The following is an 18,568-nucleotide window of genomic DNA, read 5'->3' on the forward strand; positions in this document are numbered from 1 at the left end:
GCTCATGACCGCCGAAATCGGGGTGTACCACGCAGCCGAGGGCACCCTCCAGTCCGGCGCCTGGCTGCTGATCGCCCTCCCGGCCCTGGGCGCCGCGATCCTCCTGCTCGGCGGCCGTCGCACCGACAAGTGGGGGCACTGGCTCGGGGTGGCGATGAGCTGGGCGTCGTTCGCCTGGGCCGCCCTGCTCTTCCTGAACCTGACGGGTCTGGACGGCGAGGAGCGCGCGATCGGCGTGCACCTGTTCCCGTGGATCCAGGCGGGCACGTTCAGCCTGGACGCCGGGCTGCTGGTCGACCAGCTCTCCATCGCCTTCGTGCTGCTGGTGACGTTCGTCGGCTCGCTCATCCACGTCTACTCCGTGGCCTACATGGAGCACGACCCGGACCGGCGCCGGTTCTTCGCCTACCTCAACCTGTTCGTCGCCTCGATGCTCCTGCTCGTCCTGGCCGACTCCTACCTGCTGTTGTTCGTCGGCTGGGAGGGGGTGGGACTTGCGTCGTACCTGCTGATCGGTTTCTGGAACCACAACCCGGCCTACGCCACCGCGGCGAAGAAGGCGTTCCTCGTCAACCGGGTCGGTGACATCGGGCTCTCGCTGGGCATCATGGCGATGTTCGCGGCGTTCGGAACCGTCACGTTCAGCGGCGTCTTCGCCGAGGCCGGCAACGCGAGCGAGGCCAAGCTCACCGTCATCGGCCTGCTGCTGCTCGTCGGGGCCTGCGGCAAGTCCGCGCAGTTCCCGCTCCAGTCCTGGCTGGGCGACGCGATGGCCGGCCCCACCCCGGTCTCCGCACTGATCCACGCCGCCACCATGGTCACGGCCGGCGTCTACCTGGTGGTCCGTTCCACGCCGGTCTACGTCGGTGCGCCGGACGCCCAGCTGGTCGTCGTCATCGTCGGTGCGATCACCCTGGTCTACGGGGCGATCGTGGGCTGCGCCAAGGACGACATCAAGAAGGCGCTGGCCGCCTCCACGATGTCGCAGATCGGCTACATGATGCTGGCCGCGGGCCTGGGTCCGGTCGGCGCCGCGTTCGCCATCTTCCACCTGCTCACCCACGGCTTCTTCAAGGCCGGCATGTTCCTCGGGGCCGGCTCGGTCATGCACGGCATGAACGACTCGGTGAACATGCGCGGTTTCGGCCGCCTCTCGGGCGTCATGAAGGTCACCTGGATCACCTTCGGGCTGGGCTGGCTGGCGATCCTCGGCGTGCCGCCGTTCTCCGGCTACTGGAGCAAGGACAAGATCATCGAGGCCGCGTTCATCGGCGACGGCTGGCGGCCCTGGGTGTTCGGCCTGGCCGCGCTGCTCGGCGCCGGGGTGACCGCGTTCTACATGTCCCGCCTCTTCTTCATGACCTTCCAGGGCAGGGAGAAGCGCTGGGACGACGAGGCACACCCGCACGAGTCGCCGGCCCTGATGACGGTGCCGATGGTGATCCTCTCGGTCGGCTCGGCCGTGCTGGGTCTGGCCCTCGGCGTCTCCGACGGGCTGGTGCACTGGCTGGAGCCGGTCACCGGGCACGTCGAGCACGAGGAGCCGGTGCTGTCGGTGCCGGTGCTGACCGGTCTCACCCTGCTCCTGGTCGCCGTCGGCGTGGCCCTGGCCTGGCGGATGTACTGGCAGGCGAGCGTTCCGGCCACGGCTCCGCGGGGCAGCCTGCTCACCCGCGCCGCCCGGCGCGACCTGTTCCAGGACGACGTGAACGAGGGCCTGTTCATGCGCCCGGGTCAATACCTCACCCGAGCGCTGGTTTTCGTGGACAACCGGGGGGTGGACGGCGCGGTGCGCGGTCTCGCCGCCCTCGTCGGCGGGCTCGGCGGCCGGCTGCGCCGGGTGCAGACCGGTCTCGTCCGTTCGTATGCCGCGTCGATGCTCGCGGGCGTCGTCATCCTTCTCGGCGGCGTGCTCGCCGTTCGTCTCTGATTCGAGGAACCGATGGACTTCCCCTGGCTGACGGTGATCGGAGCCGTCCCCCTGGCGGGCTCGGCCGCGATCGCGGTCCTGCCCAAGGCCGCGGCGTCGCGGGCCAAGCTGGTCGCCCTCGGCGTCTCGCTGGTCGCCCTCGTGCTGACGGTGGTCGCGGCGACGCAGTTCGAGACCTCCCGGGCCGGCGAGATCCAGCTCTCGCAGGTGCATTCGTGGATCGGTGAGTTCGGCGTCAGCTACGCGGTCGGTGTGAACGGCATCGGCCTGGTGATGATCGCGCTGTCCGCCGTCCTCGTGCCGCTGTGCGTGCTGGCCGCCTGGAACGAGGTGGACGACGAGAAGGCCCGGCTGTTCTTCGGCCTGGTGATGGTGCTCGAGGCGATGATGATCGGGGTCTTCGCCGCCCGCGACCTCTTCCTGTTCTACGTCTTCTTCGAGGCCATGCTGATCCCGGTCTACTTCCTGATCGGCACCTTCGGCGGCAACGAGCAGCGCCGCCGCTACGCCGCGGTGAAGTTCCTGATCTACTCGCTGGCCGGCGGTCTGGTCATGCTGGTCGGCGTGATCGCGCTGTACGCCGCGGGCCCAGGGGGCGAGCAGGGCTTCCTGATCGACAACCTGACCGGCCTGGACTTCTCCAGCAGCGCGGCCGAGCGGCTGATGTTCGTGGCCTTCTTCATCGCCTTCGCGATCAAGGCGCCGATGTGGCCGGTGCACACCTGGCTGCCCGACGCGGCCGCCGAGGCCCCGTCCGGCGTCGCGGTTCTGCTGGTCGGCGTGCTCGACAAGGTGGGCACCTTCGGCATGCTGACGCTCTGCCTGCCGCTGTTCCCGCAGGCCAGCAGGTGGGCCGCCCCGGTGGTGCTGGCGCTGGCCGTGACCTCGGTGCTCTACGGCGCGCTGCTGGCCATCGGCCAGACCGACCTGAAGCGCCTGATCGCCTACACCTCGATCTCGCACTTCGGTTTCATCGTGCTCGGCATCTTCGCGATGACCTCGACCGGCCAGAGCGGCTCGACCCTCTACATGGTCAACCACGGGTTCTCCACCGCGGCGCTGTTCCTGGTCGCCGGGTTCCTGATCAACCGCCGCGGCTCGGCCGACATCGACGAGTACGGCGGCCTCCAGCGCAGCACCCCGGTGCTGGCCGCCGGGTTCCTGCTGGCCGGTCTGTCCAGCCTGGCGCTGCCCGGCATGTCCAGCTTCGTCAGCGAGTTCATGGTGCTCACCGGAACTTTCATCAAGTACCCGGGCGCGGCCGTGGTAGCCACGGCCGGCATGGTGCTGGCGGCCCTGTACATCCTGCTCACCTACCAGCGCATGTTCACCGGCCCGAAGAAGGAGTTCGCGAGCGGCTGGAAAGACGCCAGCGCCCGCGAGGTCTGGGTGGTGGCCCCGCTGATCGCGGTGATCATCTTCATGGGGATCTATCCGAAACCGGTGCTCGACGTGATCAATCCAGCCGTGAGCACCACCATGCAACAGGTCGGCGTCACTGACCCTTCAGCGACCGTCACGGCTGACACAGTTGAGGGAGAGAACAAGTGAACGCTCCTTCGGTCGACTACAGCGCGGTCGCGCCGATGCTGATCCTCTTCGTCGCCGCGATGATCGCGGTGCTCGTCGAGGCGTTCGTGCCGCGGGTGCAGCGGTTCATCACCCAGGTGGTCCTGGCCACCGTCGGCATCGCCGCGTCGCTGATCTTCGTGATCTACCTGGCCGTGGAAGACACCTCGAAGCTCACCGCCGGGGGAGCGGTGGCCATCGACGGCCCGGCCCTGTTCCTCCAGGGCACCATCCTGGTGCTCGGCCTGCTGGCGGTGCTGACCATCGCCGACGAGGCGCCGGAGTCCGGCGCGTTCACCTCGCAGGCGTCCGCGGTGCCGGGGTCGATGGACGAGGCCCGGGCCGCCCGGGCCGGTCTGGTGCAGACCGAGATCTACCCGCTGATCCTGTTCTCGATGGTCGGCATGCTGCTCTTCCCGGCCTCGAACGACCTGCTGACCATGTTCATCGCCCTCGAGGTGCTGTCGCTGCCGCTGTACCTGCTGTGCGGCCTGGCCCGTCGCCGTCGCCTGCTCTCGCAGGAGGCGTCGATGAAGTACTTCCTGCTCGGCGCCTACTCCTCGGCGTTCTTCCTGTTCGGCTCGGCCCTGCTGTACGGCTTCGCCGGATCGGTGCGGCTGTCCGCGATCTCCGAGGCGATCACCGGCAACAGCACCACCGCCGCGTCCGCCGTGGTCGGCAAGGACGGCCTGCTGCTGCTCGGCATCGGCCTGGTCGCGGTCGGCCTGCTGTTCAAGGTCGGCGCGTTCCCGTTCCAGTCCTGGACGCCGGACGTGTACCAGGGCGCGCCCACCCCGGTCACCGGTTTCATGGCCGCCTGCACCAAGGTCGCCGCGTTCGGCGCCCTGCTGCGCATCGCCTACGTGGCGATCCCGGGGGCCCGCTGGGACTGGCAGCCGGCGATCTGGCTGGTCGCCGCCCTGACCATGCTGGTCGGCTCGATCATCGCGATCGTTCAGGCCGACGTGAAGCGGATGCTGGCCTACTCGTCCATCGCGCACGCCGGGTTCATCCTGGTGGGCCTGGTGGCCATGGACAAGGACGGCGTCGGCAGCGTGCTGTTCTACCTGGCCGCCTACGGCTTCACCACGATCGGCGCCTTCGCCCTGGTCACCCTGGTACGCACCTCCACGCCGGAGGGCGGGGTCGGCGGTGAGGCGACTCACCTCTCCCAGTGGCAGGGCCTCGGCAAGCGTTCCCCGCTGCTCGCCGCCGTCTTCACGCTGTTCCTGCTGGCCTTCGCCGGAATCCCGCTGACCAGCGGTTTCACCGGAAAGTTCGCGGTCTTCTCGGCTGCGGTCGACCAGGCGCCGTGGGGTGTCGGACTGGTGCTGGTGGGTGTCGCGGCCAGCTCCATCGCGGTGTTCTTCTACATCCGGGTCATCGTGCTGATGTACTTCAACGACTCGGTAGGGGATGCTGTGACCGTGACCCGCCCCGGAGCCCTGACGATCTTCGCCGTCGGCGTCGGTGTCGTCGCGACGATCGGCCTCGGCATCCTGCCCTCCGCGGCCCTCGGATTGGCCAACAGCTCCTCGGTGTTCTTACCGTGAGTGCTGTGACCGCTTCCCTGGATCTGCCGGTGGCTGATGCCGTCCTTGCCGAGTCCGTCCGAGCCGGCATGGAGACGGTCGAGGACCGGTTGCGAGAGGCGGTCCAGCAGACCGACCAGCTCGCCGACACCGCCTCCCGTCACCTCGTGGAGGCGGGGGGCAAGCGGGTGCGTCCCATGCTCACCCTGCTGGCCGCGCACCTCGGCGACGGAGACCGTCCCGAGGTGGTGCAGGCCGGTGTGGTGGTCGAGCTCACCCACCTGGCCTCGCTGTACCACGACGACGTGATGGACTCCGCCGACCAGCGCCGCGGTGCCGCCGCGGCCCACCTGGTGTGGGGCAACCAGGTGGCCATCCTGGTGGGCGACCTGCTGTTCGCCCGGGCCTCCCGCATCGTGGCCGGGCTCGGCCCGGAGGCCGTCGACATCCAGGCCGCCACGTTCGAGCGGCTCTGCCTGGGGCAGATGCACGAGACCGTCGGCCCGGCCCCCCACGACGACCCGATCCAGCACTACCTCCAGGTGCTCGGCGACAAGACCGGTTCGCTGATCGCCACCGCCGGCCGCTTCGGTGCGATGTTCGGCGGCTGCTCCGCCGAGACCGTCGACATCATGGTGCGTTACGGCGAACTGGTGGGTGTGGCCTTCCAGCTGGCCGACGACGTGATCGACCTGTCCAGCGCGGGCCGCGAGTCCGGCAAGGTGCAGGGCACCGACCTGCGTGAGGGCGTGCCCACCCTGCCCACCCTCCTGGTCCGGCGGGAGGCGGCGAGCGGTGACGCCGACGCCGCCGCCGTCGTGGCCATGCTCGACGGGGATCTTTCGGACGACGCGCGGCTGGCCGACACGATCACCGCGCTCAACGAGCACAAGGTGATGGAGGCCGCCCGCGAGGAGTCGGCCCGCTGGGCGCACGACGCCATCGGCACGCTGGAGCCGCTGCCCGAGTCCCCGGCCAAGGCCGCCCTGCGGCAGTTCGCGGAAGCCGTGGTCGACCGCACCCGCTGAACCCGTTCGTGATCATGCACGGTTCGGCCTCTTCGTGAGGCGGACCGTGCATGCTGCTTTTGGGCTTTCCCCAAGTCCTGACATTTGGTATTTTCGCGAATGTCCAGATGGTCGGGGGATCGGAAATGGCGACGGAGGCCGTGCCTCAGGCCCGTACGGGGGCTTGCAATGATGCGTTGGCGGATAGCAACGAGCCGATTCCCGACCGGCCGCGCAAGCCGGGCGGGTTCACCGTGGATGAGTTCTTCCAGTTGCCCGATCTGCCTCCGCACACCGAACTGATCGACGGGGAACTGGTCTTCGCGAGCCTGCACCGCTGGTTCCACATGAGGACGCTGCGTCTGCTGGAGCAGGGACTGGTCGGCGCGCTGCCGCCGCGATTCGAGGTCAATCGCGAGATGAGTGTGACCATCGGTGAGCGTCAGGTTCCGGAACCCGACCTCTCGGTCATTCCGGCCGCCGCTGTCCACGACCACAGGGATACTTGGTACCCCGCCGACGTGGTGATTCTGGCCGTCGAGGTCGAGTCCCCGGAGTCCGAGGCCCGGGATCGCGAACGCAAGCCCCAGCTCTACGCCCGGGCCGGGATCCAGCACTTCTGGCGGGTCGAGGAGCAGGACGGTCAGCCGGTGGTCTACGTCTACGAGCTGGACCCGGTCACCCAGACCTACCTGCCGACCGGCATCCATCGCGACCGGCTGAAGCTCACCGCCCCGTTCGACCTCGATCTTGAACTGGTCTTCTGAACCAACGGCCCGGTGACCCGGGCACCTTGCCGCGCACGCGACGTCCACAGGCCCCTTGACGCACCTGGCCCCCACCTGGTGGGCCGGGAACCCCTCAGGTAGCGTCGAAGGATGGGGTCAGCTGTGTCGCCGAAGGTGGAGGCCGGATCATGAGTCGCGCTCCCCGCGAGGATTTCGACGAAAGTGATGTCCAGGTCGGGCATCACAAGGAGTACGCGGCCGGTGTTCCGGGGGTGTACCACGCGCTCAAGAAGTCGTACGAGCAGATGGGGGCCACCCGCACCACGCGCACGCTGCTGCGGCTGAACCAGAAGGACGGCTTCGACTGCCCGGGCTGCGCCTGGCCGGAGAAGGACCACCGGCACGTCGCCGAGTTCTGCGAGAACGGGGCCAAAGCGGTCGCCGAGGAGGCCACCCGGCGCGTCGTCGATGCCGACTTCTTCGCCCGGCACCCGGTGCGGGAACTGGGCGGCAAGAGCGACTGGTGGCTGGGGCAGCAGGGCCGTCTGGTCGAGCCGATGATCAAGCCCGCCGGTCAGGACCACTACCGCCCGATCAGCTGGGACGCCGCGTTCGACCTGATCGCCACCGAGCTGCGTGGGCTGGACAGCCCCGACCGGGCCACGTTCTACACCTCCGGCCGCACCAGCAACGAGGCCGCGTTCGTCTACCAGCTGATGGTGCGGGCGCTGGGCACCAACAACCTGCCGGACTGCTCCAACATGTGCCACGAGTCGTCCGGCTCGGCGCTGACTGAGGCGATCGGCGTGGGCAAGGGCAGCGTCCAGATCGACGACCTGGAACAGGCCGAGCTGATCGTGGTGATGGGCCAGAACCCGGGCACCAACCACCCGCGCATGCTGTCCACGCTCGAGGTCGCCAAGCAGAACGGCGCGGTCATCGTGGCGGTCAACCCGCTGCCCGAGCCCGGCCTGATGAACTTCCACAACCCGCAGACGCCCAAGGGCGTGGCCGGGGGTGGCACACCGCTGGCCGACGACTTCCTCCAGGTCCGCATCGGCGGCGACCAGGCGCTGATGATGGCGGTCGCGCAGATCCTGCTGCAAGACGACTCGCTGGTCGACCACGCCTTCATCACCGAGCACACCGCCGGTTTCGACGAGTACCGCGCCCACGTCAAGGGTCTCGACCTGGCCGAGCTGGTCGAGGCCACCGGCCTGACCGAGTCGCAGGTGCGCGGCCTGGCCGCCCGCTTCGCCGCGTCCACCAAGACGGTGGTCTGCTGGGCGATGGGCATCACCCAGCACAAGCACTCGGTCGCCACGATCCGCGAGATCGTGAACGTGCTGATGATCCAGGGCAACCTGGGCCGCCCGGGCGCGGGTGTCTGCCCGGTGCGCGGCCACAGCAACGTGCAGGGCGACCGCACCATGGGCATTTTCGAGAAGATGCCCGAGTGGTTCCTCGACAACCTGCGTGACGAGTTCGGTTTCGAGCCGCCGCGCAAGCACGGTCACGACACGGTCGACAGCCTGCGGGCCATGCGCGACGGTGAGATCGACGTGTTCATGGCGGTCGGCGGCAACTTCGTGCGGGCCACGCCCGACAGCAACCTGACCGAGGCAGCCCTGCGCCGCTGCCGCCTGACCGTTCAGGTGTCCACCAAACTCAACCGCTCGCACACGGTCTGCGGCGAGACCGCCCTGATCCTGCCCACACTCGGCCGCACCGACAAAGACGTGCAGGCGGGCGGCATGCAGCGGGTCAGCGTGGAAGACTCGATGAGCCGCGTGCACGCCTCGCACGGCCGGCTGAAGCCCGCCTCCGACAGCCTGCTGTCCGAGGTGTCGATCGTGACCCGCCTGGCCAAGCGCGCGGTCGGCGACAAGGTCGACATCCCCTGGGACGAGTTCGAGGCGGACTACGCGAAGATCCGCGACCGGATCTCCCGCGTGGTGCCGGGCTTCGACGACTACGAGACGAAACTGTCCGACCCGAACGGCTTCACACTGCCCCACGCCACGCGCAGCCGCCGGTTCCCGACGAAGACCGGCCGGGCCAACTTCGCCGCCTGCCCGCTGGAGTACCCGCACATCCCCGAGGGCCGGCTGCTGCTTCAGACCCTGCGCAGCCACGACCAGTACAACACCACCATCTACGGCCTCGACGACCGTTACCGCGGTATCAAGAACGGCCGCCGGGTGGTGTTCGTGAACAGCGTCGACCTGAACACGCTGGAACTGGCCGACGGCGACATGGTCGACCTGGTGTCGGAGTGGAAAGACGGGGTGGACCGCCGCGCCGAGAACTTCCGGGTGGTCGAGTACGACACCGCGAAGGGCTGCGCCGCGGCCTACTACCCGGAGACCAACGTGCTGGTGCCGCTCGACAGCGTGGCCGACGTGAGCAACACGCCGACCTCCAAGTCGGTCATCGTGCGCCTGGAGAAGCGCTGACGGTGGCGACCTCGGCGGCGGCGAGGCGGAGCGCCCGCTGCCGCCGGGCGGCCAGCAGGCTGTCACCGGTCAGCACCACGAGAGCCAGCCAGACCAGGCCGAATCCGGCCCACCGCGAGCCCGGCATGTGCTCGCCGAGTACCACCACGCCGCAGAGGAACTGGAGCACCGGCGTGAGGTACTGCATCAGGCCCATGGTCGACAGCGGCACCCGCTTGGCCGCCGCGGCGAACAGCAGCAGCGGGGTGATGGTGAAGACGCCGGTGGAGGCCAGCAGCAGGGCCTGCCACGGCGGGTTGTGACCGATGGTGCTGTGCCCCTGCACGGCCAGCACGATCAGGCCGGCCACCGCGAACGGCGCCAGCACCAGGTTCTCGGTGCTCAGCCCGGCCAGGGCGCTCACCCCGCCGTTGCTGCCGACCTGCTTCTTCACCAGTCCGTAGGTGCCGAACGACAGGGCCAGGCTGAGCGCGATCACCGGCACCCGCCCGTAGGTCACCGTCAGCACGATGCCGGCGCTCACCCCGATCAGCACCGCCGCCCACTGCCCGGGGCGCAGTCGCTCGCGCAGCACGAGCACCCCCAGGGCCACGGTGACCAGCGGGTTCAGGAAGTAGCCGAGCGCGGCCTCGACCACCTGGTCGCTGTTGACGGCGTAGATGTAGACGCCCCAGTTGATCGCGATCAGGAACGCCGCCGCGCCGAGGACCACGACCTGCCGCCGGTTGCCCAGCACGGTGCGCATCTCGCGCCACGAGCGCAGGGCCGCGACCAGCACCAGGCAGACCAGGCCGGTGAAGACGATGCGCCAGAGCAGCACCTCCAGCGCCCCGGAATCGCCGAGAAGCCGGAAGTAGAGCGGGAAACAGCCCCAGAGCAGATAGCAGACGAAGCCGTAGCCGACACCCCTGCGAAGCTCCGGATTCATCCCATGAGTCTAGGGGCAGGGGCTACCGATCATGGACGACGACGGGCTCCGGAGGTTTCGGGCGGAATAACGGGGGACGACGCGAAAGCTCACGTCGTCCCCCGTTGTGCCGAAACCCCTCAGCCGGAATCAGTCGGAAACCGTCCAGGTGTCCTGGCCCGCCAGCAGCGCGGCCAGGTCGTCGTCCGTGGCCGGGCCGCTGTTCGCCTCGACCGCCCCGGCGACCTGCGCGCGCACCAGGTCGTCGTAGGCCGGCCGGGCGACCTTGCGGAACACCCCGAGCGGCACGTGCGACAGGGTGGCGTCGTCGAGCCGCGACAGCGCGAACTGGGTTGCCGGGTTGGGGTTCTCGGCGTCGTGCACGAGTAGCGCCGCCTCGCCCACCGCGGAGACGTCGGCGACCTCCAGCGAGCCGTCGGCCGCGCGCACCACGCCCTTGGCCCCGTCCGCGCCGAACCGGATCGGCTCGCCGTGCTCCAGGCGGATCAGCCGGGCCTGCGCCTCGTCCCGGTCCTTGAGCACGTCGAACGCGCCGTCGTTGAAGATCGGGCAGTTCTGGTAGATCTCCACCAGCGCCGAACCCCGGTGCTCCACGGCCTGTTTCAGCACCGACGTGAGGTGCTTGCGGTCGGAGTCGAGCGTGCGGGCGACGAACGTGGCCTCGGCGCCCAGGGCCAGCGAGATCGGGTTGAACGGCGTGTCCACCGAGCCCACCGGTGTGGACTTGGTGATCTTGCCCGGCTCGGAGGTGGGCGAGTACTGGCCCTTGGTGAGCCCGTAGATGCGGTTGTTGAACAGCAGGACGGTCAGGTTCACGTTGCGGCGCAGCGCGTGGATCAGGTGGTTTCCGCCGATCGACAGCGCGTCGCCGTCACCCGTCACCACCCAGACGTTCAGGTCGGGACGGGCGGTGACCAGGCCGGTCGCGATCGACGGCGCCCGGCCGTGGATCGAGTGCAGGCCGTAGGTGTCGAGGTAGTACGGGAACCGCGACGAGCAGCCGATGCCCGACACGCAGACCACGTTCTCCCGCCGGATGCCCAGCTCGGGCATGAAACCCTGCACGGCGGCGAGGATCGCGTAGTCCCCGCAGCCCGGGCACCAGCGCACCTCGGCGCCGGAGGTGAAGTCCTTGCGGGTCTGCTTCGCGTCGTCCGGGCCCAGGTGCGGCACCTGCGCCAGCCCCGAGAGCACCGTGGGCATACCGAGTTCCGTGGTCATGTCAGTAGACCTCCTCGATCTCGATCTCGCTCGCGAGGGACGTGATGGCGGTGGCGATCTCCGCCGAGCTGAACGGCAGACCGCGCACCTGGTTGTATCCCCGGGCGTCCACCAGGTAGCGGGCCCGCAGCAGCAGGGCCAGCTGACCGAGGTTCATCTCCGGGATCAGCACCCGCTGATAGCGCCTGAGCACGTCACCGGTGTTCGCCGGGAACGGGTTCAGGTGCCGCAGGTGGGCGGTGGCCACCCGCACCCCGTCACGGCGGGCCACCCGGGCCCCGGCCGCGATCGGGCCGAACGTGCTGCCCCAGCCGAGCACCAGCACCTCGGCGTCACCGGTCGGGTCGTCGACCTCCAGGTCGGGCACGTCGATGCCGTCGATCTTGGCCTGGCGCAGCCGCACCATCTTGTCGTGGTTGTCCGGGTCGTAGCTGATCTCACCGGTGCCGTCGGCCTTCTCGATGCCGCCGATCCGGTGCTCCAGCCCGGGTGTGCCCGGCACCGCCCAGGGCCGGGCCAGCGTGCCGGGGTCCCGGTCGAACGGCCGGAAGGCCGGGGCGCCCGGTTCCGGCGCGGGCGCGAACGACACCTTCAGGTCGGGCAACGACGGCACGGCCGGCAGTTGCCACGGCTCCGACCCGTTGGCCAGGTAGCCGTCGGACAGCAGCAGCACCGGCGTGCGGTAGGTGGTGGCGATCCGGACCGCCTCGATCGCGGCGTCGAAACAGTCGGCGGGGGAGCGCGGCGCGATCACCGGCACCGGCGACTCGCCGTTGCGCCCGTACATCGCCTGGAGCAGGTCGGACTGCTCGGTCTTGGTCGGCAGGCCGGTGGACGGGCCACCGCGCTGCACGTCCACGATCACCAGCGGCAGCTCCAGCGAGACCGCCAGGCCGATGGTCTCGCTCTTCAGCGCCAGACCCGGTCCGGACGTGGTGGTCACGCCGATCGTGCCGCCGTACGAGGCGCCCAGGGCGGCCCCGATCGCGGAGATCTCGTCCTCGGCCTGGATCGTGGTGACGCCGAACTTCTTCATCCCCGACAGGGCGTGCAGGATGTCGGAGGCCGGGGTGATCGGGTACGAGCCGAGCACGATCGGCAGACCGGCCCGGTGCCCGGCCGCCACCAGGCCGTAGGCCAGCGCGGTGTTGCCGGTGATGTTGCGGTAGGTGCCCGCGGGGGCCGGGGCCGGGGCGATCTCGTAGGAGACGGCGAAGCCCTCGGTGGTCTCACCGAACGCCCAGCCGGCCTTGAACGCGGTCAGGTTGGCGGCCAGAATCTCCGGCCGGCGGCCGAATTTCGTGTTCAGGAAGCGCTCGGTGCCCTCGGTCGGCCGGTTGTACAGCCAGCAGAGCAGGCCCAGCGCGAACATGTTCTTGGAGCGCTCGGCGTCTTTCCGCGAGAGCCCGAACTCCTTCAGCGCCTCGACCGTCAGGCTGGTCAGCGGCACCGGGTGCACCTGCCAGGAGTCCAGCGAGCCGTCGTCCACCGGGCTGCCCGGGTAGCCGACCCTGGTCAGGTTCCGCTTCGTGAACTCGTCGGTGTTGACGATGACGGTCTTGCCCCGCGGCAGGTCGGGCAGGTTCGCCTTGAGCGCCGCCGGGTTCATTGCCACCAGCACGTCCGGTGCGTCGCCGGGCGTGAGCACGTCGTGGTCGGCGAAGTGCAGCTGAAAACTGGAGACGCCGGGCAGCGTGCCCTGGGGCGCGCGGATCTCCGCCGGGAAGTTCGGCAGGGTGGCCAGGTCGTTGCCCAGCGACGCGGTCTCCGCCGTGAACCGGTCGCCGGTCAGCTGCATGCCGTCGCCGGAGTCACCGGCGAAACGGATCACCACGCTGTCGATCTGCTCGACTCTGGGCCCGCTCGCCCCGGTCGGGACCACAGCAGTGTCGTCCATGAAGTCTCCTCAGTCCGCCTGCCTGTGCCCGTGCGTCGATCCACCCCGTGGTGCACGGGCATCCGCACACAGTGTCTCGCTGTGGGGTGGCTCGCATGCCACTAAGGTTCCCCTTAGTCCCGATGTTCTGCTAAGGAACGGGCCGATCGTCGCATGCGCAAGGGGCACAGCGACCCAACTGTGCAACCGCGCGCACACGTCGGGTAGTCCTTCTGCCCCTGTGTGGTCACAAGTCTGGCTTGTGACGGGCGTAGAGTTGGTCACATGCCGCTGCCTCCGCGTGTCCCCGAGCTCGCGGCGCTCGACCTGCTGCTGTCCGTCGCCCGCACCGGAAGCCTCGGCGCGGCCGCCCGCGAGCACCACATCAGTCAGCAGGCCGCGAGCGAGCGCATCCGGCGGCTGGAGGGCACTCTCGGGGTGCAGGTGCTGCGCCGCAGCCGGCAGGGATCCAGCCTGACCACCGCCGGCGCGCTGGTCGCCGACTGGGCCGGGCAGCTCACCGAACTCGCCGCCGGCCTGGAGGCCAGCGTCGCGGCCCTGCGGGCGGAACGTCACGCCCAGCTGCGGGTCGCCGCCAGCCTGACCGTGGCCGAGTACCTGATGCCCCGCTGGCTGGTGACGTTGCGGCACCAGGTCGAGGCCCGCGGCGAGGAGGTGTCGGTGCAGCTCACCGCCACCAACTCGGAGGAGGTCGCCGAGCGGGTGCGGGACGGCCGGGCCGGGCTGGGTTTCGTCGAGGGGCCCTCCGCGCCCGGCGGCCTGGCCTGGCGCGAGATCGGCACGGACTCGCTGGTTCTCGTCGTCCCCTCGGGCCACCCCTGGTCACGGCGCCGCCGGCCGGTCGACGCGGCCGAGCTCTCACACACCCCGCTGGTCTCCCGGGAGGCCGGCTCCGGCACCCGCCGGGCCCTGGAGGTGGCGCTGGAGACCGCACTCGGCGCGGGCTACGAGCGGGCGCGCCCGCTGCTGGAGCTGTCCGGCACCGCGGCCGTCCGCGGCGCGGTGCTGGCCGGCGCCGGACCGGCCGTGCTGAGCACGCTGGCCGTGGCCGACGACGTGGCCTCCGGCCGGCTGCGCACCGTCGGCGTCACCGGCCTCGCCCTCGACCGCCGTCTGCTCGCGGTGTGGCCGCTCGGCAGCTCACCCCGCGGTCCGGCGTCCGACCTGCTCACCATCGCGCTGCGGGGGCGCAGCCGGCGCTGACAGAACGATGGACGACGAGGAGCCAGGCTCGCGCTCCTCGTCGTCCATCGTTCTGGGTTCTACAACCGGCCGGCCTCGATGATCCGTTTCAGGAACTGCTGGGTGCGTTCCTGTCGGGGCTCACCCAGAACCTGCCCCGGAGAACCCCGTTCGAGCACCCTGCCGCCGTCGAGGAAGCACACCTCGTCGGCCACCTGACGGGCGAAACCCATCTCGTGGGTGGCCACCACCATGGTCATGCCCTCGGACTTCAGGTCGCGCAGCATCGCCAGCACCTCACCCACCAGCTCCGGGTCGAGGGCCGAGGTGACCTCGTCGAACAGCATCAGCACCGGGTCGTTCACCAGCGACCGGGCGATCGTCACCCGCTGCTGCTGACCGCCGGAGAGATGGTCGGGGTAGGCGTCCGCGCGGTGCCGCAGGCCGACCCGGTCCAGGGTGGCCAGGGCGCGCTCGCGGGCCTGCTCGGCCGGCACCCGGTGCACCTTGCGCGGGGCCAGGGTGATGTTGTCCAGCACGGTCAGGTGCGGGAACAGGTTGAACGACTGGAACACGATCCCGATCCGGGACCGCACCTGGTCGGCGTTCACCCGGGGGTCGGTGATGTCCTGGCCCTGGAGCTCGATCAGCCCGTCGTCCACCGTCTCCAGCAGGTCGACGCAGCGCAGCAGCGTGGACTTGCCCGAGCCGGAGGCGCCGATCAGCACCATCACCTCGTGCTCGGCCACGTCCAGGCTGAGGTCCCGCAGAATCACGTTGTGCCCGTAGGACTTCCGCAGGTTCTCGATGTTCAGCAGGCTCATACGTGCCCTCCGCCGGGAACCGCGCCGTACCGCCTGGAGATCCGGTCGGTGATCCGGGTCATCGGGATGGTCAGCACCAGGAACAGCAGGCCGGCCACCACGTACGGGGTGAAGTTGAAGCTCTCCGCGGTCTTGATCTGGGCCGCCCGCACCGAGTCGATGGCCGCACCCAGCACCGAGATCAGGCCGGAGTCCTTGCTCAGCGACACCAGGTCGTTCAGCAGCGGCGGCACCACCCGGCGCACGGCCTGGGGCAGCACCACGAACCGCATGGTCTGCGAGCCGCTCAGGCCCAGTGAGCGGGCGGCCGCACGCTGGCTCGGGTGGATCGACTCGATGCCGGCCCGGAACACCTCGGCCACGTAGGCGGAGTACGACAGCACCAGCGCGATGCAGCCCAGCACCACCGGGTCGGTGGGAGCCCCGGTCAGGTTGAGCGCCGGCACCCCGAAGCCGACCAGCAGCAGGAGCAGGATCATCGGCAGGCCGCGGAACACGTCGATGTACACCGTGGCCAGTGCCCGCACCGGCCAGAACACCGGTCCGGTCAGGGTTTTCAGGATCGCCAGGACCATCCCGAGGATCAGCACACAGACCGCGCTGGCGCCGAAGACCTTGACGTTGATCCAGAAGCCGGCCAGCACGTCGGGGAACGCGTCGACGGCCTTGTCCCAGTTGAAGAAGGTCTCCTGGGTGCGCTGCCAGCCCGGCGCCGACACCATGCCGGCGATCAGCAGACCGCCGATCACCACGGTGCTGACCACCGCGATCAGCAGCGAGCGCAGGTTCTGCCGGCGCCGGTAGGCGTCACGTTCCCGCTGGCGCGCGGAGGGTGTCCAGGTGTCGCTCACTTGAGCTCGGGGGCCCCGGCCGAGTCGGTCAGGTACTCGGTCTCGAGCGTCTCCAGCGTGCCGTCCTCGCGCAGGGCGTCGACGGCCTGCGTGACGCAGTCGGTCAGCGAGCTGTTCTTCGCCAGCAGCAGGCCGAACTGTTCCTGGGCGTCACCGGTCTGCGGCAGCTGGCCCACCACCACGCCGTCGTCCAGCTCGGCCGAGGCCAGGTAGAGCGCGGTGGGCAGGTCCACCACCAGGGCGTCGATCTGGCCGTTGTTCAGGGCCAGCTTGGCCTTGTCGTTGTCGTCGAACACCGACGGGTCGCTGGTCGGGGCGATCTGCGACTCGATCACGTCGTAGCTCGTGGTGCCCACCTGGGCGCCGAGCTTCAGGCCCTTCAGGTCGGCGATCGAGGTAGCGCCGGCGGCCTTGCTGCCCTTCACCGTCACGACCGCCTGCGCGACGTCGTAGTAGCCCGAGGAGAAGTCCACGGCCTCCTTGCGCTCGTCGGTGATCGAGAACTGGTTGATGTCGAAGTCGAACGCCTTCTTGCCCGGCTGCACCGCGGCGTTGAACGTCACGGTGGACCACTTGACCTGGTCGTCGGTGTAGCCCAGCTGCTTGGCCACCGCGTACGCCACGGCCGACTCGTACCCCTTGCCGTTGGCCGGGTCGTTGTCCTCGAACCACGGCGAGTAGGCCGGGGAGTCGGTGCCGATCGTCAGCGTGCCCGAGGTCAGGGTGTCCAGGTCGGCCGGGGCGCAGGAGGCCGCCGAACTGGACGACGAGGAGCCCGCGCTGCTCGCCTCGTCGTTCGAGTCAGCCGGAGCACAGGCCGCGACGGCCAGCAGGGCGAGAAGTGCGGAGCCGGCGGCAGGCAGTCGGCGAGACATGAATACTCCAAGGTCAGCGCAAGGTTCGGCGGTCGAGTGTATAGCTGGCCCCTGTCCACCGCCGACCGGGTTAACCCTGACGGCACGCAGGTGTCCGATTCGTCACCAGGGCGTTCGCGGGCTGCGCCGATGTGTGCGGTTGTGTTTCGATGGCGTGATGTCCGAGGTGCGCGAGAACCGTGACGAGAACCGCTTCGAGATCTGGGTGGACGGCGAGCTGGCCGGTTTCACCGAGCACCGCGGCCTGGGCCCGGTGGTGAGCTTCGTGCACACCGAGATCGCCGAGCGGTTCGGTGGTCGCGGCCTGGCCACCCAGCTGATCCGCGAGACCCTCGACACCGAGCGGGAACGTGGCTCGAAGGTGCTGCCGATCTGCCCGTTCGTCAAGGCTTTCATCGAGAAGCACCCGGACTACCTCGACCTGGTGCCGGACAACCGGCGCGCGGCGTTCGGCCTGCCGGCGGCCTGATCGGGTGGCGGCTCCACGCGTCCGCCGCACTTGACTCCGCTTCCGGGCGCTCACGGTGGGTAGAGTCGTGCCCATGGAGGGCCCGGAGACCTACCTGGTCGTCGCCACCGTGATCGCTGCCGGCGTGCTGCTGTTCGCCGGGGGCATGGGGGCGGCCCGGGCGTTGCGCCCGCGCGTGCCCTCGGCCGAGAAGGTCCTGACCTACGAGAGCGGCGTCGACCCGGTCGGGCACGGCTGGGCACAGAGCCAGGTGCGCTATTACCTCTACGCCTTTCTCTACCTGATCTTCGCGGTGGACGCCGTGTACCTCTTCCCCTGGGTCACCGTGGTGAAAGACCTGGGCTGGGCCACGGTGGCCGAGATGGGCGTGTTCATCGGCATCATCGCGATCGGCCTGCTGCACGCCGTCCGGCGTGGTGCCCTGCGATGGACCTGACATGGATCTGACATGGATCTGACATGGATCTGACCAGGCCGGGTGGTGGCGCCCGTGGCATCTCGGAGAAGACGGCGCTGCCGATGCCGGTGCTGCGCCCCGCCGAAGAGGATTCCCAGCTGGGCGTTCTCGGCGCGGTCGCCCCGCATCCGCTGCGGCTGGTGCTGAACTGGGGCCGGCGCTACTCGCTCTGGGTGTTCAACTTCGGCCTGGCCTGCTGCGCCATCGAGTTCATCGCGGCCAGCATGGCCCGGCACGACTTCATCCGGCTGGGCGTGATCCCGTTCGCCAACGGCCCGCGCCAGGCCGACCTGATGGTGGTGTCGGGCACGGTCACCGACAAGATGGCCCCCGCCGTGCGCCGGCTCTGGGAGCAGATGCCCGAGCCGAAGTATGCGATCTCGTTCGGCGCCTGCTCCAATTCCGGTGGCCCGTACTGGGATTCGTACTGCGTGACGAAGGGCGTCGATCAGGTCATTCCGGTCGACGTCTATGTGCCGGGCTGCCCGCCGCGCCCGGAGGCCCTGCTCCAGGGCATCGTGAAACTTCAGGAGAAGATCGCCGCGGAGAACCTCGGCCGTCGCTACGGCTCACGCCGTCGCGGGGCCGCAGCACTGAACCGTGGTCTGGTGGCCCCGGAGGTGGGCCGGTGAGGGCAGGAAA

At 69.6% G+C, this 18,568-nt stretch carries 16 protein-coding genes; 10 read left to right on the plus strand and 6 right to left on the minus strand.

Annotation, left to right across the window (positions count from 1 at the left end; all coding sequences use genetic code 11):
• The first annotated feature begins 4 nt into the window (after positions 1-4).
• From nuoL to KIH74_RS02535, 6 genes are all read left to right on the plus strand, one after another.
• Complete coding sequence (gene nuoL / locus KIH74_RS02510) at positions 5-1,930, plus strand: NADH-quinone oxidoreductase subunit L (RefSeq protein ID WP_214153973.1); 1,926 nt, start codon at positions 5-7, stop codon at positions 1,928-1,930.
• 12 nt (positions 1,931-1,942) lie between these two features.
• Positions 1,943-3,481: an NADH-quinone oxidoreductase subunit M gene (locus tag KIH74_RS02515; protein ID WP_214153974.1), complete on the plus strand. Its 1,539-nt coding sequence runs from the start codon at positions 1,943-1,945 to the stop codon at positions 3,479-3,481.
• 35 nt (positions 3,482-3,516) lie between these two features.
• Positions 3,517-5,052, plus strand: coding sequence for an NADH-quinone oxidoreductase subunit NuoN (nuoN, locus tag KIH74_RS02520; RefSeq protein ID WP_246571293.1), 1,536 nt, complete (start codon positions 3,517-3,519; stop codon positions 5,050-5,052).
• 5 nt (positions 5,053-5,057) lie between these two features.
• Positions 5,058-6,059: a polyprenyl synthetase family protein gene (locus KIH74_RS02525; RefSeq protein WP_308113530.1), complete on the plus strand. Its 1,002-nt coding sequence runs from the start codon at positions 5,058-5,060 to the stop codon at positions 6,057-6,059.
• 50 nt (positions 6,060-6,109) lie between these two features.
• On the plus strand, positions 6,110-6,805 hold the full coding sequence (locus KIH74_RS02530; protein WP_214153976.1) for a Uma2 family endonuclease: 696 nt from the start codon (positions 6,110-6,112) through the stop codon (positions 6,803-6,805).
• A gap of 146 nt (positions 6,806-6,951) precedes the next feature.
• Positions 6,952-9,222, plus strand: coding sequence for an FdhF/YdeP family oxidoreductase (locus KIH74_RS02535; RefSeq protein WP_372491991.1), 2,271 nt, complete (start codon positions 6,952-6,954; stop codon positions 9,220-9,222).
• Here KIH74_RS02535 and rarD read toward each other — a convergent pair.
• The 3 genes from rarD to KIH74_RS02550 all read right to left on the minus strand — a co-directional run bounded on the left by rarD (position 9,197) and on the right by KIH74_RS02550 (position 13,268).
• Complete coding sequence (gene rarD, locus KIH74_RS02540; protein ID WP_214153978.1) at positions 9,197-10,150, minus strand: EamA family transporter RarD; 954 nt, start codon at positions 10,148-10,150, stop codon at positions 9,197-9,199. The genes KIH74_RS02535 and rarD overlap by 26 nt on opposite strands.
• A 129-nt stretch (positions 10,151-10,279) precedes the next feature.
• Complete coding sequence (locus tag KIH74_RS02545; RefSeq protein WP_214153979.1) at positions 10,280-11,371, minus strand: 2-oxoacid:ferredoxin oxidoreductase subunit beta; 1,092 nt, start codon at positions 11,369-11,371, stop codon at positions 10,280-10,282.
• A 1-nt stretch (position 11,372) separates the two neighbouring features.
• Positions 11,373-13,268, minus strand: a complete 1,896-nt coding sequence (locus tag KIH74_RS02550; RefSeq protein ID WP_214153981.1) for a 2-oxoacid:acceptor oxidoreductase subunit alpha — start codon at positions 13,266-13,268, stop codon at positions 11,373-11,375.
• Positions 13,269-13,532: 264 nt separating this feature from the next.
• On the opposite strand from KIH74_RS02550, the gene KIH74_RS02555 reads away from it, so the two are divergent.
• On the plus strand, positions 13,533-14,471 hold the full coding sequence (locus KIH74_RS02555; protein WP_214153983.1) for a LysR family transcriptional regulator: 939 nt from the start codon (positions 13,533-13,535) through the stop codon (positions 14,469-14,471).
• A 59-nt stretch (positions 14,472-14,530) separates the two neighbouring features.
• Here KIH74_RS02555 and KIH74_RS02560 read toward each other — a convergent pair whose 3' ends face one another.
• Genes KIH74_RS02560 through KIH74_RS02570 form a run of 3 tightly spaced genes read right to left on the minus strand, consistent with a single transcriptional unit; the run spans position 14,531 to position 17,000 of the window.
• The gene (locus KIH74_RS02560; RefSeq protein ID WP_214153985.1) at positions 14,531-15,274 is read right to left on the minus strand and encodes an amino acid ABC transporter ATP-binding protein; all 744 of its coding nucleotides are present in this window, start codon (positions 15,272-15,274) and stop codon (positions 14,531-14,533) included.
• Positions 15,271-16,125, minus strand: coding sequence for an amino acid ABC transporter permease (locus KIH74_RS02565; protein WP_214153987.1), 855 nt, complete (start codon positions 16,123-16,125; stop codon positions 15,271-15,273). Before KIH74_RS02565 ends, KIH74_RS02560 begins: the two co-directional genes overlap by 4 nt.
• Positions 16,122-17,000, minus strand: a complete 879-nt coding sequence (locus KIH74_RS02570) for an ABC transporter substrate-binding protein (protein ID WP_214153988.1) — start codon at positions 16,998-17,000, stop codon at positions 16,122-16,124. The genes KIH74_RS02565 and KIH74_RS02570 overlap by 4 nt, the downstream gene beginning before the upstream one ends.
• Positions 17,001-17,157: 157 nt before the next feature.
• On the opposite strand from KIH74_RS02570, the gene KIH74_RS02575 reads away from it, so the two are divergent.
• The 3 genes from KIH74_RS02575 to KIH74_RS02585 all read left to right on the plus strand — a co-directional run bounded on the left by KIH74_RS02575 (position 17,158) and on the right by KIH74_RS02585 (position 18,558).
• Entirely contained in the window at positions 17,158-17,469 is a 312-nt protein-coding gene (locus KIH74_RS02575; protein WP_214153990.1) for a GNAT family N-acetyltransferase, read from the plus strand.
• Between the two features lie 73 nt (positions 17,470-17,542).
• Positions 17,543-17,905, plus strand: a complete 363-nt coding sequence (locus tag KIH74_RS02580; RefSeq protein ID WP_214153992.1) for an NADH-quinone oxidoreductase subunit A — start codon at positions 17,543-17,545, stop codon at positions 17,903-17,905.
• Between the two features lie 23 nt (positions 17,906-17,928).
• Entirely contained in the window at positions 17,929-18,558 is a 630-nt protein-coding gene (locus tag KIH74_RS02585; RefSeq protein ID WP_281417580.1) for an NADH-quinone oxidoreductase subunit B, read from the plus strand.
• Positions 18,559-18,568 lie beyond the last annotated feature (10 nt).

Origin of the sequence: Kineosporia corallincola (assembly GCF_018499875.1) — a bacterium.
GTDB classification, from domain to species: domain Bacteria; phylum Actinomycetota; class Actinomycetes; order Actinomycetales; family Kineosporiaceae; genus Kineosporia; species Kineosporia corallincola.

Excerpts from the sequence above, each read along its gene's own strand:
- nuoL (WP_214153973.1), top strand. The coding sequence starts at position 5 with ATGACCGCCGAAATCGGGGTGTACCACGCAGCCGAGGGCACCCTCCAG.
- KIH74_RS02515 (WP_214153974.1), top strand. The coding sequence starts at position 1,943 with ATGGACTTCCCCTGGCTGACGGTGATCGGAGCCGTCCCCCTGGCGGGC.
- nuoN (WP_246571293.1), top strand. The coding sequence starts at position 3,517 with ATGCTGATCCTCTTCGTCGCCGCGATGATCGCGGTGCTCGTCGAGGCG.
- KIH74_RS02530 (WP_214153976.1), top strand. The coding sequence starts at position 6,110 with ATGCTGCTTTTGGGCTTTCCCCAAGTCCTGACATTTGGTATTTTCGCG.
- rarD (WP_214153978.1), bottom strand. The coding sequence starts at position 10,150 with ATGAATCCGGAGCTTCGCAGGGGTGTCGGCTACGGCTTCGTCTGCTAT.
- KIH74_RS02545 (WP_214153979.1), bottom strand. The coding sequence starts at position 11,371 with ATGACCACGGAACTCGGTATGCCCACGGTGCTCTCGGGGCTGGCGCAG.
- KIH74_RS02550 (WP_214153981.1), bottom strand. The coding sequence starts at position 13,268 with ATGGACGACACTGCTGTGGTCCCGACCGGGGCGAGCGGGCCCAGAGTC.
- KIH74_RS02555 (WP_214153983.1), top strand. The coding sequence starts at position 13,533 with ATGCCGCTGCCTCCGCGTGTCCCCGAGCTCGCGGCGCTCGACCTGCTG.
- KIH74_RS02560 (WP_214153985.1), bottom strand. The coding sequence starts at position 15,274 with ATGAGCCTGCTGAACATCGAGAACCTGCGGAAGTCCTACGGGCACAAC.
- KIH74_RS02570 (WP_214153988.1), bottom strand. The coding sequence starts at position 17,000 with ATGTCTCGCCGACTGCCTGCCGCCGGCTCCGCACTTCTCGCCCTGCTG.
- KIH74_RS02575 (WP_214153990.1), top strand. The coding sequence starts at position 17,158 with ATGTCCGAGGTGCGCGAGAACCGTGACGAGAACCGCTTCGAGATCTGG.
- KIH74_RS02580 (WP_214153992.1), top strand. The coding sequence starts at position 17,543 with ATGGAGGGCCCGGAGACCTACCTGGTCGTCGCCACCGTGATCGCTGCC.
- KIH74_RS02585 (WP_281417580.1), top strand. The coding sequence starts at position 17,929 with ATGGATCTGACCAGGCCGGGTGGTGGCGCCCGTGGCATCTCGGAGAAG.